This is a genomic window from Gimesia chilikensis (assembly GCF_008329715.1).
Taxonomy (GTDB): Bacteria; Planctomycetota; Planctomycetia; order Planctomycetales; family Planctomycetaceae; genus Gimesia; species Gimesia chilikensis.
Map to the genome: position 1 here is coordinate 358,618 of NZ_VTSR01000006.1, position 15,099 is coordinate 373,716.

Here is a 15,099-nt window from a genome sequence, read left to right on the forward strand (position 1 = left end):
GACTGTTAAACAGCCCGTCCCGCGTTGGCGCAGAACTGGTAATATACCTCTTCCGATTTCACGAGCTCATCGATTTCGACCCACTCATCCACCGTGTGAGCCTGGGCGATCGAACCGGGGCCGAAGACCATTGAGGGCACGCCGCTCTGATTCACGCGGGCTGCGTGCGTACCGTAGGGGACGCCCACTTTTTTGTGACCGGGCTCCATGGTGTCGATCACCTTCAGCAGTCGATCGCTCCAGGCACCATTATTGTGATCGGAGAGGGAGACGCCGGTAATCCACGGCGGCAGCATTTCGAATTCAAAAGGCAGCTGCTCTTTGAGGTAGTCTTCCACCTGGTTCATCACATCGATGCCGTCTTCGCCAGGAATGACGCGGCGGTCAATTTCAATCGTGCACCAGTCCGGCACAATGTTGACGCTGTCGCCCCCTTCGATCACGCCGACACTCAAGGTCGGCGGACCGCACAACGGATGTGCTTCCCGTTTCGTCAGCTCATCCGCGTAGACCTGCAGTGCCTTGATCACATCCGCCATCCGGTAGATGGCATTTACGCCATCATTGGGTTGTGAACTGTGACAGGCCTTTCCGGTCGTCTTGATTTTCCAGCGGGTCGCACCACGATGGGCCACGACGATATCCAGCATCGTCGGTTCGGCCACGAGTCCCAGATCGGGAGGCGTGGTCAGAATCTGGCTCAGTCCGCTCGGATTCTCCCAGAGCTGCACCAGGTGATTGATGCCCTGCACGGTTGCTTCTTCATCGCAGGTACAGGAGAGAATCACATTCGCCGCATCGGGAGGATTGTCGTTGATGAGCCGCGTGAAGGCCATCAGCATCGCCGCCATGCTGCCTTTGACATCGCAGGCACCGCGACCGTAAATCCGGCCGTCTTTCTCGGTCCCTTCAAAGGGGGGTACGATCATCCCTTCCGCGGGAACCGTATCCTGGTGTACGTCCATCAGAATCGTGGGCACACCCTCTTTAACCGGCGTGCGGGCGATCACATTATTCCGCCCGGGAACCACTTCGATTGATTCGTACTCGACTCCCAGTTCTTCGAAATAGTCACACAGAAACTGGGTCAGTCTGCCTTCATAATAGATATCACCGGAAACAGCGCGGCCCATGGGATTCACGCTGGGAATGGCAATCAGTTGTTTTAACAGCTGGACGACATCCATCAAAAAATAACCTTTTCTCGAGCCCGCTTTTGAATACTCTCGCGCTGAATTCATCGTAGTTTCCACAGCCAGTGTCCCTCAACTGCAGCCCGATTTCTACTGATAACGCATTCAGTTTCTTAAGTTGGTTGAATTTTACAGGCCAGACCGACTCTAATATCAGTAGACCGCGTTTTACCCAAATCACGCTGACCACAAACTCCAAGGAGCCTTACATGAGAAACATACTGAACTGGTCCGCCGCTCTGCTCGCGTTGATCATCACCGCAGCCCCCCTGCAGGCGGATCCGATCCCCGGCGTCGGTCCGGTAAGCGACCCTGTCAAAGTCTTTTCTGATTTCAAATTCACCGAAGGTCCCGCCTTCGACCTCAAAGGCAACCTCTACTTCACCGATATCCCCGCCAACCGGATCTACAAAGTCGATACCGATGGCAAACTCAGCGTCTTTCTGGAACCCTCCAATCACTGCAACGGCCTGATGCTCGATGGCTCCGGCAAACTGCTGGCCTGTGAAATGGATGGCCGCCTGGTCAGCATAAATCTGAAAACCAGGAAAGTGACGCCGCTGGTCTCCGAATATGAAGGCAAACGCTTTAACGCACCCAATGATGTCGTGGTAGACAGTACAGGTGGTATCTACTTCACCGACCCGCATTTCCGCGCCCCCGAACCTCTTCCACAGGGAACCGTCGCCGTCTATTACCGCTCCGCTGACGGCAAGGTGAGCCGGATCATCGACGATATCAAAGCCCCTAACGGCGTGATTCTCTCTCCGGATGAAAAAACGCTGTACGTCATCCCCAGTATGCAGAAGGAGATGATGGCGTACCCCGTGACCGCTCCCGGCAAAATTGGCAAAGGCCGCGTATTCTGCACGCTGAAGCAGGCCGAAGGCTACAAAGAACCGGGCAGTGGAGGTGATGGCCTGACGATCGATACGAACGGGAATCTTTATATCACATCCGGTCTGGGACTGCAGGTCTTCTCGCCGGAAGGGAAACTGCTGGGCATCATCGATGTCCCGGAAAAGCCGGCCAACGTCACTTTCGGCGGCAAAGACAACTCAAGCCTGTTCATTACCGCACGCACTTCGCTGTACCGGGTCGATACACAGGCCAAAGGGCACCGGTTCCCGGGAAAATAATTCTCAGGCCGATCTGACAACTGATACGCATTGTCGCACCTGTTTCGATAATGCCTGAACTGGAATAATCCGCACGCTGGTCTGGCTGAAACGCCGATAAAAAGACCAGCGTTTTTTCATGTCATGTGAGCCTCCTGCAACTTTTAACCGTTGACCCGCCTGAAGCCAAATAATTTTTCCCGATTATCATCTTCCCGGTGTGCGGGAATTGTGCTGGCTTTCGCAACAAGTCATAATCAAAATTGCTGCTCAAAAATGACCAGATTAACGGAATTTACTCTGAAAAATACAATTTTCCCCTCATGACTCGGTTGGAGATTAGTGTCCGATGTCTGTTGAAATTAAGGTCCCCTCAGTCGGGGAATCCATCACCGAAGTCCAGATTGGTGCCTGGCACGCGGAACAAGGCAAATGGGTCGCTCAAGACAGTGAAATCGTTGAGCTCGAAACCGACAAGGCCACCTTCGATGTGCCGGCCCCCCTTGATGGGATCATCGTCGAAATTCTGAAGAAAACCGGCGAGATGGCTTCCGTAGGCGAAGTCATCGGCTACCTCGAAGAAGCCGAACGCCCGGCAGACCAGGCCGCTCCCGCTCCCGAAAAGAGCCCCGAGAAAGCAGCCGCCGCTCCCGCCCCCAAAGCGGAAGCCCCTGCACACGCCGGCGGCGGTTCGGATGATCGGGTCATGCCGGCAGCCGCCCGCGTCATGGCAGAAAAGGGACTCTCCCCGGCAGACGTCACAGGCACCGGACACGGCGGTCGGATTCTGAAAGAAGATGTCCTCGCTCACCAGGGCGGCGCTGCCTCCGGCAACGGTGCCTTCCGCGAAGAAGAAATCGTCCCCATGAGCCCCATCCGCAAGAAGATCGCGGAGCGGCTCGTCGAAGCCCAGACCAACGCAGCCCTGCTGACGACCTTCAACGAAGTCGACATGTCATCCGTCATGGAACTGCGGGCACAATACAAAGACCTGTTCCTCAAGAAATACGACGTGAAGCTCGGCTTCATGTCCTTCTTCGTCAAAGCAGTCGTCGACGGACTGAGCCAGTTCCCGCAGATCAACGCTGAGATCCGTGGTACCGACCTGGTCTTCCGTAACTACTACGACATCGGGATTGCTGTCGGCGGTGGAAAAGGCCTTGTCGTTCCCGTCATGCGGAACGCAGAACGCCTCAGCTTTGCTGAGATCGAACTCAAGATCAACGATTTCGGCCAGCGGGCCCGGGCCAACAAGATCAGCCTGGATGAACTCCAGGGCGGTACCTTCACCATCACCAACGGTGGTGTCTACGGTTCGCTGCTCTCCACACCGATCGTCAATCCGCCGCAGAGCGGCGTGCTCGGTATGCACGGTATCCAGGAACGGCCTATCGCCGTGAATGGTCAGGTTGTAATTCGGCCCATGATGTACATCGCGCTCACCTACGATCATCGTGTCGTCGACGGCCGGGAAGCAGTGGTCTTCCTCAAGCGGGTCAAAGAAGCACTCGAAGAACCCGCTCGCATGCTGATGGAAATCTGATAACAGTCAAAACGCGCATCTAAGAGGTTTGGAAAGGTTTCCTGTCGCTGCAGGAAAAAGAGAAAATGAACCACGATCTGGTTATTATCGGTGCTGGTCCCGGAGGATATATCGCAGCCATCCGTGCTGCACAACTCGGTCTCAACGTCGCCTGTATCGAAAAAGAACGTATGCTGGGCGGCACCTGTCTGCGTGTAGGCTGTATCCCCAGTAAAGCCCTGCTGGAATCCAGCGAGCTTTACCGCGAAGCTGAGCACACCTTCAAAGATCGTGGCATCAACGTCGGCGACCTGGAACTCGACCTGGAAAAGATGCTCAGCCAGAAAGACCGCACCGTCAAGACCATGGGCGGTGGCATCGACTCGCTGTTCAAAAAGAATAAAATCACCCGCTACAGCGGTCACGCCACCATCACGGCACCGGGTAAAGTAGTCGTCGATGACGGCAATGAACAGACTGAACTCGACGCCAAAAACATTCTGATCGCCACCGGCAGCGAACCTTCCACCCTGCCCGGCATCGAACTCGATGGTGACAAAGTCGGCACCAGCACCGAAGCCCTCGCTTACGATGAGGTCCCTAAACATCTGGTGGTAATCGGCGGCGGTGTGATTGGTCTCGAACTGGGAGCTGTCTGGAACCGCCTGGGTGCCAAGGTCACCGTACTGGAATACCTCGACCGGATTCTCCCCACGACCGACACTGAGATCGCTAAAGAAGCACAGAAGATCTTCGAAAAACAGGGACTCGAATTCCAGCTGGGTTGCCGCGTCACCGGCGTCAAAGTCAACAAGAAAACCTGCGACGTGGAAATCGCTGACAGCAAATCCATCCGCTGTGATCGCGTACTGGTCGCCGTCGGCAGACGTCCCAACACCGAAAACCTGGGACTCGAAAACGTCGGTATCGAAGTCGATCAACGCGGGTTCATTCCCGTGAACGCCCACTTCGAGACTTCTGCTAAAGGCGTTTACGCCATCGGTGATGTCATCGGCGGTGCCATGCTGGCCCATAAAGCGGAAGACGAAGGGGTTGCCTTCGCCGAGTACCTCGTCACCGGTTACGGACACATCAACTACGACACCATCCCGAGTGTCGCTTACACCAACCCGGAAATCGCTGCTGTCGGCAAGACTGAAGAACAGCTCAAAGAAGCCGGGATCGATTATCGCAAGGGTTCCTTCCCCTTCCTGGCCAACGGCCGGGCACGCGCGATGGGACAGACAGAAGGTCGCGTCAAAATGCTGGCCGATGCCAAAACCGACCGCGTCCTGGGCGTGCACATCCTGGGACCGCGTGCCGGGGATCTGATCGCCGAGTGTGCCGTCGCCATGGAATTTGGTGCCAGCAGCGAAGACATCGCCCGTTGCTGCCATGCCCATCCGACCTTGGCAGAAGCCATCAAGGAAGCAGCACTGGCCGTCGATAAACGTACCCTCAACTTCTGAAATGCAACCGCAGGCCTGTCAGCTTTCAGAAACCGTTTTCCCCACGCCGGAAGAAAATCTGGCGCTGGAGGAAAGCCTGCTCTACCAGATCAACGAACAGGATTCCGCTGGCTGCCTGAGGCTCTGGGAAGTCGACCAGTACACGGTTATCATGGGCAGTTCGAATCAGACGTCCTGTAACGTAGATCTGGAAGCCTGCCGACGGGATCAGATTCCAGTCCTCCGTCGTTGTACCGGCGGGGGAACAGTGCTGCTCGGTCCCGGTTGTTTCATTTTCTCCCTGTTCCTGCGGATCTCTCCGGATCAGCATCTGGCAGGCATCGAAGCCACCACCCGCGACATCCTGGACCGCATCCGCGACACCCTCAATACGCGATTCCCGAAACATGACATCGACCTGCAGGGAATCAGCGATCTGACGATTGAAGGCCACAAATTCTCAGGCAACTCCCAAAGATGGCTGACGCGCACCCTGCTGCATCACGGTACCATTCTCTATGACTTCGATCTCGACCTGATTCCCCGCTACCTGACCAGCCCGGAGCGGGAACCCGAATACCGTTCGCACCGCAGCCACCTCGAGTTCGTCACCAACTACCCGGCAACATCCGCTGAACTCAGGCAGGCATTGATCGACACCTGGCAGGCAGACCAGGGAGAACCCGCGCTGCCCGTCGAACGTGTCCAGCAGTTGGTCACGGAAAAATACGCGACGGAGAAATGGAATCTCCGCCGCTGAGTTCATGTTCCGTTAAGTCAAAGCGCCCTGCATGGGCTGTTCGCTGTCTTCCGGGTTCGGCTCTGCAAAATGATCTTCGATCACCCGCATCTCTTTCCAGCGTCCTGCCTGGAACCGAATCAGGTAACCGATGCCCATGATCGAGATATAGGAAGTACAGGCCACCCAGCTGCCAAACAGCTTTTCGTCGGCGTCCGCATACATCCAGATCAGGAATGTGGGAATTACCATCACCGCCCAGCCGGTCAACAGCGAGAAGAACATACAGAAACGCGTATCGCCTGCACCACGGATGGCCGATCCAAAGACGACCACCAGGGCATCGAAGAACGAGAACAGAGCCGCAAAGCGAAGTAAAATCACCGCCGCCTGTTTGACCTTTAGAAAGTCTTCCGTGATGACATCCGGCTCATAGGGACGCAGTAAAAAATCGGGAAAGCCGATGTAAATCACCGCAAACAGCAGCATATACGCCGCCGAAGCCGCAAACGCTTTCCAGGTGGTTCTGACCGCCAGCTGTGGACGTCCTTCACCAATCCGCTTACCTACCAGGGTCATCACTGCGGTCCCGACCCCCATCATCGGGACGAAGGCCAGCGAGTTCAGGTTAAAGGCAATCGTGGTTGCTGCCAGCTCGATCTTCCCAATCCGCCCCACCAGTACGATAAACAGCGTGAAGCCGATGATGTCAATGAAATACAGCAACCCGTTGGGAAACCCGTAACGGATCAGACGCACAAACAGTTCCCGATTGAACTGCCAGTGATTGAACAGTCCATACAGACGGGCCTCATGCTTGGCCAGAATGATAAACAGATACAGCAACAGTGTCACCACATTCGCAGCCACTGTAGCAATCGCGGCACCGCGGATTCCCAGTGCCGGTATCGGTCCGACTCCGAAAATCAGCCAGTAATCCAGCAGCATATTTACGAGCACGCTCACCAGGTTGACCCACATGACCACCATGGTCTGACTGCGTCCCGTGTAGAAACAGGAAAGCACCGTCGACAACAGCGCGGGCCCCGATCCCAGACACAGAATCGAAAAGTACTCTGCTTCCAGTGCCTGGACTTCGGGCGTATGGCCGATCCAGTGAAAGAAGGTTCCCGCGAAAGGAACGCCTAACAGCAATAGACCGCCCCAGATCAACGCCAGGTAAACGCCCTGCCAGACCGATTCGGAAACCCGCTGCCTCTGATTTGCTCCCTCATACTGTGCCACGAATGTATTCACATACATGGCTTTGCCCATCGCGATCGACATGATCGTCCATTGGATCATGCCTGCAGGCAACGCCGCAGCCACCGCATCTGTCGACCACCAGGTCAGAAAGATCCGGTCCACCACATGCATGATCGACAGTGACCCGCAGCTCAGCACCAGGGGCACTGCCACATTGGTCAGTTCGCGCAGGCTCCCCGGCGTCACAGTGGAGGTGTGCTGGTTGAGGGCAGAATCTTCCATCCGGAACAATCCGATCACGATAAAGAGAGCGCTGACTTACAATCGAGAGGATTGTAGTGAAGAGAAACAGAATCGGCGAAGCCGGTCCATCAGCATATCACAAATTTCATAAACTGACCTCTCCACGACACGCTCGTTGCAGCAGAAGTTCGCAATTCAAAGGAAACACAGCGTCGCCTCCCTGGAAAAACCAGGCCGATTATGTGTTCATTTTCCCAGCATTTGCAATTTCATCTGGACCTGTTTGGCAATTCCTAGTTTAATTCGCGATCTATACGGGCCAGTTCCGGATTTCAGCCGAGTGATTTACATCATTTCGACAGACACCCACGAGCATAACCCATATATATGAATAGACTTACAAACAACATACTGATCTCGAATTCCAGAGTGTCTACCGTGAACAGCTTTACCAGAATTCTGCATTACGTCTGGCCTTTCCGCCGTCGACTGATTACCGCATTCTTTTTTGCCGTCCTGGTCGCCGTTCTCTGGGGGGCGAATCTGTCCGTCACCTTCCTGGTGGTCAAGGTACTCCTGCAGGGTGAACGCATCGATCAGTACGTGCAGGCGCAGATCGTTGAGACCGAGGACACGATCAAGGATAAGGAACGGGTCCTCAAAGAAATCTCCGGTAAACTGCAGGCGTATCAGATCGATCACTCGGGTGAAGACCTCTCCACAGCCGAGGCCGATACCACCAAGTTTGCCGATGCCCCGGTGAAGCTGCTCAGCGAACATTCAAGACAGCAGGAGGACATGAGCATCGCCTCCCGCAAACTTTTTGCGCTGAAATGGATTGAATCCAACATCCTCCCCTGGGTCCCCGACGACCAGTTCGACACATTTGCGCTGATCCTGGGCCTGCTTCTGGTCACGACAATGATCAAAGGCCTCTGTATCTTTACGCAGGATGTCATCGTGGGGGGCGTCGTTGAACTGGCCACGATGTCGATTCGCAAGGAGTGTTTCCGCAAAGCACTGGACCTGGACTACCAGAGCCTCTCGGATGAAGGGACCGCCTCCCTGATGTCCCGCTTCACATTTGATATGCAGCAACTCTCCCAGGGCCTGACACTCATGGGGGGTAAAATTATCCGTGAACCCCTCAAAGCGCTGGCCTGCGTCGTATTTGCTTTCATGGTTAACTGGCGTCTGACGCTGCTTTCATTCGTCTTCGCTCCGCTGATCGCCATCGTCTTCTATAAAATTGGTAAAACACTGAAGCACGCCAGCCAGCGGATGATGGAAAGCATGTCCCGCATCTATAAAACTCTGGAAGAATCCTTCGAAAGCTCGAAGGTCATTATCGCCTTCAACGGTGCACGCAAACATCGCAGTCGCTTCCATCACGAAAATAAGGAGTACTTCAAAAAGGCGCTCCGCATCGTCCGGATCGACTCACTCACCAGCCCCACCACTGAAATGCTGGGGCTGATGGCGATCTTTATCGCCCTGATTCCTGGTTCCTATCTCGTCCTGCGGGGTAAAACGGAAATCTGGGGCATTCAACTCGCGTCTGCCCCGATGGACATCGCCACCCTATCGATGATGTACGCCCTGCTGGCCGGCATCACCGACCCGGCACGAAAAATGTCCTCGGTCTATTCAAAACTGAAACGTACCGCTGCTGCCGCCGAACGCATCTTCACGGTCATGGATCGCGAATCGCTCGTTAAAGAAACGACCGATCCCGAGCCGTTCCCGCAGAAAGTGGAATCGGTTCGCTTCAATAAAATCGATTTCACTTATGCTCAGCGGAAAGAGTCCACCCGCAATAACGAACCGATCCTGGACGGCGTCAACCTGGAAGTGGCCGCAGGAGAAGTTGTGCTGGTAGTGGGTGAAAACGGTTCCGGTAAATCCACACTCGTGAACCTGCTCCCCCGGTTCTATGATCCGGATAAAGGTAATATCTTTATCAATGAAGTCGATATCCGCGACATGCGTCTGAGAGACCTGCGCAACCATATCGGCGTCGTCTCCCAGGAAACCATGCTCTTCGACGATTCGATTCTGGAAAACATCCGCTACGGACGCCCGTCCGCCAGCCGCCACGAAATTGAAGTCGTCGCCAAAAAAGCACACGTCTCCCAGTTTGCAGAACAGTTGCCTGATGGACTGCACTATGGCGTCGGCGAGAAAGGGCACGAGCTTTCCGGCGGACAGCGCCAGCGAATCGCCCTGGCACGAGCCTTCCTGCGTGATCCGAATATTCTGATCCTGGACGAAGCCACCTCGGCCATCGACTCTCAGAGTGAAATCCTGATCCATAAGGCACTCAAGGAATTTGCTCCCGGACGGACCGTATTCATCATCACGCACTCGGTCGGGCAGAGCCTGCTCGAATTTGCGACCCGTGTCGTCGTTATGGATTCGGGGAAAGTCGTTGCCACCGGCCCCCACAGTACCCTGGTCGACACCTGTCCGCAGTACCAGAACCTGCTGAGCGCCCAGGTCAGACAGCGCACAGCCTGACAGGTTTCAGAATACAGAACACTGGTTCCGTGTGGTATTCCCCTCGAAGTCAGATTAAAAACTCGACGCATCAGGCGGGAATCGATATCATATCTACTTGAGTGAGTCGTTCCTGCCCGTCTATTTTTTCTTATCTGCTCAATCCGGGAATCTATATTATGAGATCAATGATCGTCACTGCACTGCTCGTCCTGCTGGCTGTCGTCCTCTTAGGTGCCGGCATCACCCTGTCATCAGAGAAACCGGTCAGAGCAATGCGTCCCGGCATCGAAAGCGCAGCAGCAGATCCTGCGGAGCGAGATTTCTTCCTGGCCCAGTCCGATGAGAGGGAACAGGATCGTCGTCCCGAACATTCCCCTCATCCACGGGACCGCCATCCGCGAGAACATCATGCGGAACACGAGCGGCACCGGGCCCATGCTGAAGCAGAACATCGAAATATTGAACGGGAGATGGACGAACATCGTCACCGGATTCAAAACATGCACGTGGCAGCCGAGCACCTCGAACAGGCGGGTATGCACGATCTGGCTCATCGAATCCATCAGGAAGCCAAAGAAAACGAACAGCACCTCCGCGAACGCCTCGAACGACACCAGCATGCCGAACATCGGCCAGCCCATGCCGATCCTGAGGTGCATGAACTGCTCAAACAGCTTCGCAATGAAGTCCACGAACTCAAACGCGAAGTCCGTGAGCTCCGAGAAACGGTCGCCAGTCAGGCCAAATAATACGTCAAACGGCTGATTTCCGGCTGAGAACATCTGAGAAACACGAATTGATTCGTGTACTGCCAGTCAGTAGAATAATGAAGACCTGTACCCATGCGTTCTGTCTACATTCTACTGATTGAAAGTCCGGATCTCTAAGATGGCCTCCCCTGCATCGATCTCCTGCCCCCATTGCGCAGCAAGTTTCAATATCAAGTCCCAGGCTGCTTTCGGGAAAAAAGTCAAATGCCCGAAATGCGAGACGCCATTTGTCATTGAAAAACCGGCCCGGAAATCGTCCAGTCCACGCAAGCAGCACAGTCGTCGCTCACCGCAGGCTGATGAGTTTGGTTTTGAAGATGAGTCAGACGAACCCCTGTTCCTGGAAGAGGATGAAACTGACTGGGAAGACGACCTGAGTGACGGTCCTGCTGTCAGACCTGCGAAACAACCCCGGCAGAAACCAAAACCGACCCGTAAAAAGTCGAAATCGCAGCAGAGTTTTCTGGGCGCGCTGCGTAAATATGGTTTCTCCCCGTTTGTCGTCTTTCCCCTGGCCATACTGCTCTGTCTGTACGGCTTCTTTTTTGTGACAGGTGATACTGTCAGTACGACGATTGTGATGTTCATCGTCGTTTTCTTCGCCATGGGGTGCACGGCCATCGGCGGCATCGGATTGCTGATCCTGGCAGCGGAGGAAAGCTTTGGTGAATTTCTGCTCTGTTTCTTCGTGCCCCTGTATTCGCTCTTTTATGCCATCACCCGTTTTGAACGAACCAAAGGGCCCTTTGCCGCAATCTTCAGCGGAGTAGTCGTCTACCTGGTTGTGGGACTGTCCCTGATCATCGGGAAAGAAACGCAATCCGGTCCCTTCGCGAAAGATGGTCCGGGCGGACGCGCACAGAACAACGTCGCTCAGGTCGATCCGGATGCGGATGTTGATCTCGAGGACCTGAAGGAATTTCATATCCAGATACATACTCCCCTGCCTCTGGAATGGGCGGAACCCGGAAATACCTCGGCCAACGTTTTTCAGGAACGACCTTCTGCCTCCATCGGCAGGATGTTTGAGGTGACCAGTTCCCCTGATCCCGATCAGCCCGATGCGCCTGCCAGCCGGATGAAGTTTCGTGTTTTCCTCCCCCCGAAAGGACAAGGAGTGAAATTCCCCTGCGTGATTGTTCCCCCGGCCGGCTCTACTCTGCTGACAGGCATGGAGATCGACGATACCGTTAACACGCAGAACCCGGAACACGAACCTTACGTCAAAGCCGGCTTCGCTGTGATCACCTTTTCCATCGACGGTGACCTCGGTGATGGAGATCAGACCAGCAATGCTGAGTTCATCAAGGCACATGAGGCCTTTCGTAGAAGTAAAGCCGGCATGTTGAACTATGCTCAAGCCCTCTCGCTGGCCAAGTCAACGATCCCGGAAATTGATACCAGCAATATCTTTCTGGCCGGCCACAGTTCAGCCGCCACCCTCTCGCTGCTGTTTGCGGAACACAGTTATCAGCATTTCTGGGACCCCGACACCATCAAAGGCTGCCTCGCATATGCTCCCTCTGTCGATCCCCAGAAGTTTTTCGCAAACCATCTTGGTGAAATCAAACCATTGATTCCCGATGTCGAAGAATTCATCCGCCTCAGTTCTCCCAAAGAACATGCTCAGACAATCCAGTGCCCCGTTTTTCTCTTCCATGCACGCGGAGATCAGGTGACCTCCTTTGTGGCATCGCGACAGTTCGCAGAACAGTTGAAAGCACAGGGAGTCGATGTGAAGTTCGTGGCGAGTAACGGCAGCGACCATTATCAGACCATGGTCGATGAAGGAGTTCCCCAGGGAATTAAGTGGATTCAGGCTCAACTGAAAACACAATCTTCACAACCCGCAGAGGATGGTTCTACCGGACTCGATCCACAACTGGCTGCGATGAAACAGGAAGCCCAGTCGCGGATGGAGAAGTCCAGCCAGCTAAAACGAAACATCGATTCAGGCCGTTCGGCGTCCGCGCATCTGGAAAACATGCGTGCGTCGATGGAGAAAATGAGAGTCGCCCGAGATGGAGAAACTCGGCGATACCGATTTCAAATCGCTGGTTTCACTCCTGAATTTGAACAAAAGCTGAAAAAACAAGCATCCTTCTTTCTGGATTCGCTTGAGTCCTCATTCGACGTCGCCATCCTTGGGACGAAAGGCGACAACGTCATCATCAATTTGCACGAGATGACAATTACCTTCGATTATGCCGGTGAACTACCGCAGGATCTCAGGGAAAAAATTGCCAACCAGAAATCGACGAAAGTCATGCTTTTATCTGACGCGCCCCTCAAAAACTTACCAATTATTAAAGAGTCAGCTGAAGACGAACAGAATATCGATCTCATGACTTTTCGTATTGAAAGAATCAGCAGCATACGTTTTCCGGGTAATACTTTTGATCCCATCGTCGCCCAACGTCTGGCTGAAAGATCACTCAGAGGTATTAAAGAATATATCCACGACTCACTGGTGATCAATTATGACGACAAGTGGGCGGCAATTAAATTCAAAGCCAACGACGGTAAATTCGGGTTAGGCATGAGGCTGAATGGCAGTCTGCACAGTGCGGGCATCCATGTCGACGAGGAATGGATCAAACTGACAGAAGAGGATCTGGCGCTCGTTCAAAAGACAGGTAATTCTCCCACTGAATCAATGCCGTCTTCACCAGGTAACATGCCCCCCACTGGCACGGCAAAGCAGAAATATATCATCCACTACGGCGTTTACGGCGGCGACAACGTTACCGAGTCAGCACGCCGCTTGCTCAAAGGGTTTGTCTGGGTCGATCAGGAAACGGTGCACTTCAATCCCGATAAGAAAGAGATCACATTCGAAAATCGCAGTGCTGTCGACCAGGGAGCGCTGGACCGTGCTCTCAAACGGAATAAATTCTATCAGGTCATGATTTCCCGGGAAGCGGTCCCCGAATCTCCCGCTGAGAAAACGTCAGACAAGGCCGGCGCAGGGACCAAATAATACGTTAAGCTGCGTCCTACGACGCACCTGTGATTTCACTGATATCAATCAGATGCAACTGACGCCCCTGGTCCTTGTAGGGACTGTCGATACAGACATAACGGGAATTGGGGCTGTAACGGGGATGTGTGTCGACCCGCCACTCACCGGTGTAGAGTTTTGGTGAGTGGAAGTGCCCCAGATCGATTCGCTTCCCGGAAGCGACATGATACAGGTGCGGCGTCTGCATCCGCTCTTTACCTTTGGGATAGGTATCGTTCAGAATCCACTCATTCCCCGGCAGGTAAGTCAGATGTCCGCCATTATCCAGCACACCTTTCCCCACCTCTTTAAGTTCGGCACCGGATTCATCTTTGACCAGGAAATCTCCCCATGAAGGGCTGTCAGCGGTCGCCTTGGACTGGGCCAGGATGTGTTCGGGATCACGCCAGATGAAATGCGAGACGAACCCGTTATCGATCACCACCCGCACATCGCTGCCATCCGGACGGGCCGTAACCATCCGAGAGAGGCGTTTGCCATTCGGATACTGCCAGCGATGCAGCGTAATGAACCGGGATCCATCGGGGCTGAATAACAGGTGGTTAAAGTAATGCTTGATATCTTTCTGATTCTTGGGGATGGTGCCCGTCTGGGAGATTTCCTCCAGTGACAGAATCAGCTTGGATTTACCGGTCTCCAGATCCACCTGGAATATCCCGGAGTCTTTGGGAGCCAGATCTTTGAAATTGGGATCGGGGAAACCGGGATATCCATAGCCGGGTCGCACATCCTGAATTCGACGGAAATCGGGCGTGACTGCGGTCTTCCCATCCGGGCTGACCGAATAGATGGGGGAGGGAATAGTGCGTCCCTTCCCGGATTTAACATCCAGAATTCGACTGACGAACTGACCATCCTGCCGATCATTCCAGATAATTTCCGAAGCAGAACCGGGCAGCCACTGCAGCATGCATCCCTGCTGCCAGTTCCAGGCAGACGATTCTCCAAGCTCAATCCAGCGATCGCCGTCTTCCAGGTCGACCATGCCGATTTTGATTACATCATCGGCCCGGGGCGAACGATGTTCGAAAGCCACTTCCATTCCCAGCACGTAGCGGCTGGTCGGATCAAACTGCAGCTTGTCGTAATAGCCGAACCAGTGATGCCGGGGGCCTTTGGTAATCACCCGCATCGGAGGGAACTTCTGTTCGGCACCGCTCTTCGGTTCGGCACCGAATGAGAGGCTCCCCAGAGCCGAAGCACCCACACCACACATGACCCGAGATACAAATTCACGACGACTGCAGGAATAGTTCGACATCAGTTTTCTCTCTGTTTTGAGTACCGCGGTTTGGGAAAACGACGCAGTAAATGATCTTAATTTAATCATTCCAGACTA

Annotated in this window: 10 protein-coding genes; 7 read left to right on the forward strand and 3 right to left on the reverse strand. The window is 54.3% G+C overall.

What is annotated here, in order from left to right:
- Positions 1-5: 5 nt before the first annotated feature.
- The gene (locus FYZ48_RS08520; RefSeq protein ID WP_149339344.1) at positions 6-1,187 is read right to left on the reverse strand and encodes a M20 family metallopeptidase; all 1,182 of its coding nucleotides are present in this window, start codon (positions 1,185-1,187) and stop codon (positions 6-8) included.
- A 215-nt stretch (positions 1,188-1,402) separates the two neighbouring features.
- Between FYZ48_RS08520 and FYZ48_RS08525 the strand changes: the two genes are divergently transcribed.
- From FYZ48_RS08525 to FYZ48_RS08540, 4 genes are all read left to right on the forward strand, one after another.
- The gene (locus FYZ48_RS08525; protein ID WP_149339346.1) at positions 1,403-2,332 is read left to right on the forward strand and encodes an SMP-30/gluconolactonase/LRE family protein; all 930 of its coding nucleotides are present in this window, start codon (positions 1,403-1,405) and stop codon (positions 2,330-2,332) included.
- Positions 2,333-2,660: 328 nt separating this feature from the next.
- The gene (gene odhB, locus FYZ48_RS08530; protein ID WP_149339348.1) at positions 2,661-3,854 is read left to right on the forward strand and encodes a 2-oxoglutarate dehydrogenase complex dihydrolipoyllysine-residue succinyltransferase; all 1,194 of its coding nucleotides are present in this window, start codon (positions 2,661-2,663) and stop codon (positions 3,852-3,854) included.
- 65 nt (positions 3,855-3,919) lie between these two features.
- Complete coding sequence (gene lpdA / locus FYZ48_RS08535; protein ID WP_149339351.1) at positions 3,920-5,302, forward strand: dihydrolipoyl dehydrogenase; 1,383 nt, start codon at positions 3,920-3,922, stop codon at positions 5,300-5,302.
- A 1-nt stretch (position 5,303) separates the two neighbouring features.
- Positions 5,304-6,041 carry a lipoate--protein ligase family protein gene (locus FYZ48_RS08540; RefSeq protein ID WP_187781931.1) on the forward strand — a complete coding sequence of 246 codons (738 nt, stop codon included), beginning with the start codon at positions 5,304-5,306 and terminating at the stop codon, positions 6,039-6,041.
- A gap of 12 nt (positions 6,042-6,053) precedes the next feature.
- On the opposite strand, the gene FYZ48_RS08545 is transcribed toward FYZ48_RS08540, so the two are convergent.
- Positions 6,054-7,508, reverse strand: a complete 1,455-nt coding sequence (locus tag FYZ48_RS08545; protein ID WP_149339355.1) for an MATE family efflux transporter — start codon at positions 7,506-7,508, stop codon at positions 6,054-6,056.
- A gap of 399 nt (positions 7,509-7,907) precedes the next feature.
- On the opposite strand from FYZ48_RS08545, the gene FYZ48_RS08550 reads away from it, so the two are divergent.
- The 3 genes from FYZ48_RS08550 (at position 7,908) to FYZ48_RS08560 (ending at position 13,718) form a co-directional block, all read left to right on the forward strand.
- Positions 7,908-9,986: an ABC transporter ATP-binding protein gene (locus FYZ48_RS08550; protein ID WP_187781932.1), complete on the forward strand. Its 2,079-nt coding sequence runs from the start codon at positions 7,908-7,910 to the stop codon at positions 9,984-9,986.
- Between the two features lie 158 nt (positions 9,987-10,144).
- Entirely contained in the window at positions 10,145-10,717 is a 573-nt protein-coding gene (locus FYZ48_RS08555; RefSeq protein WP_149339359.1) for a hypothetical protein, read from the forward strand.
- 139 nt (positions 10,718-10,856) lie between these two features.
- The gene (locus FYZ48_RS08560) at positions 10,857-13,718 is read left to right on the forward strand and encodes an MJ0042-type zinc finger domain-containing protein (protein WP_149339761.1); all 2,862 of its coding nucleotides are present in this window, start codon (positions 10,857-10,859) and stop codon (positions 13,716-13,718) included.
- Between the two features lie 16 nt (positions 13,719-13,734).
- Here FYZ48_RS08560 and FYZ48_RS08565 read toward each other — a convergent pair whose 3' ends face one another.
- Positions 13,735-15,021, reverse strand: a complete 1,287-nt coding sequence (locus FYZ48_RS08565; protein WP_149339361.1) for a hypothetical protein — start codon at positions 15,019-15,021, stop codon at positions 13,735-13,737.
- Positions 15,022-15,099: the final 78 nt, after the last annotated feature.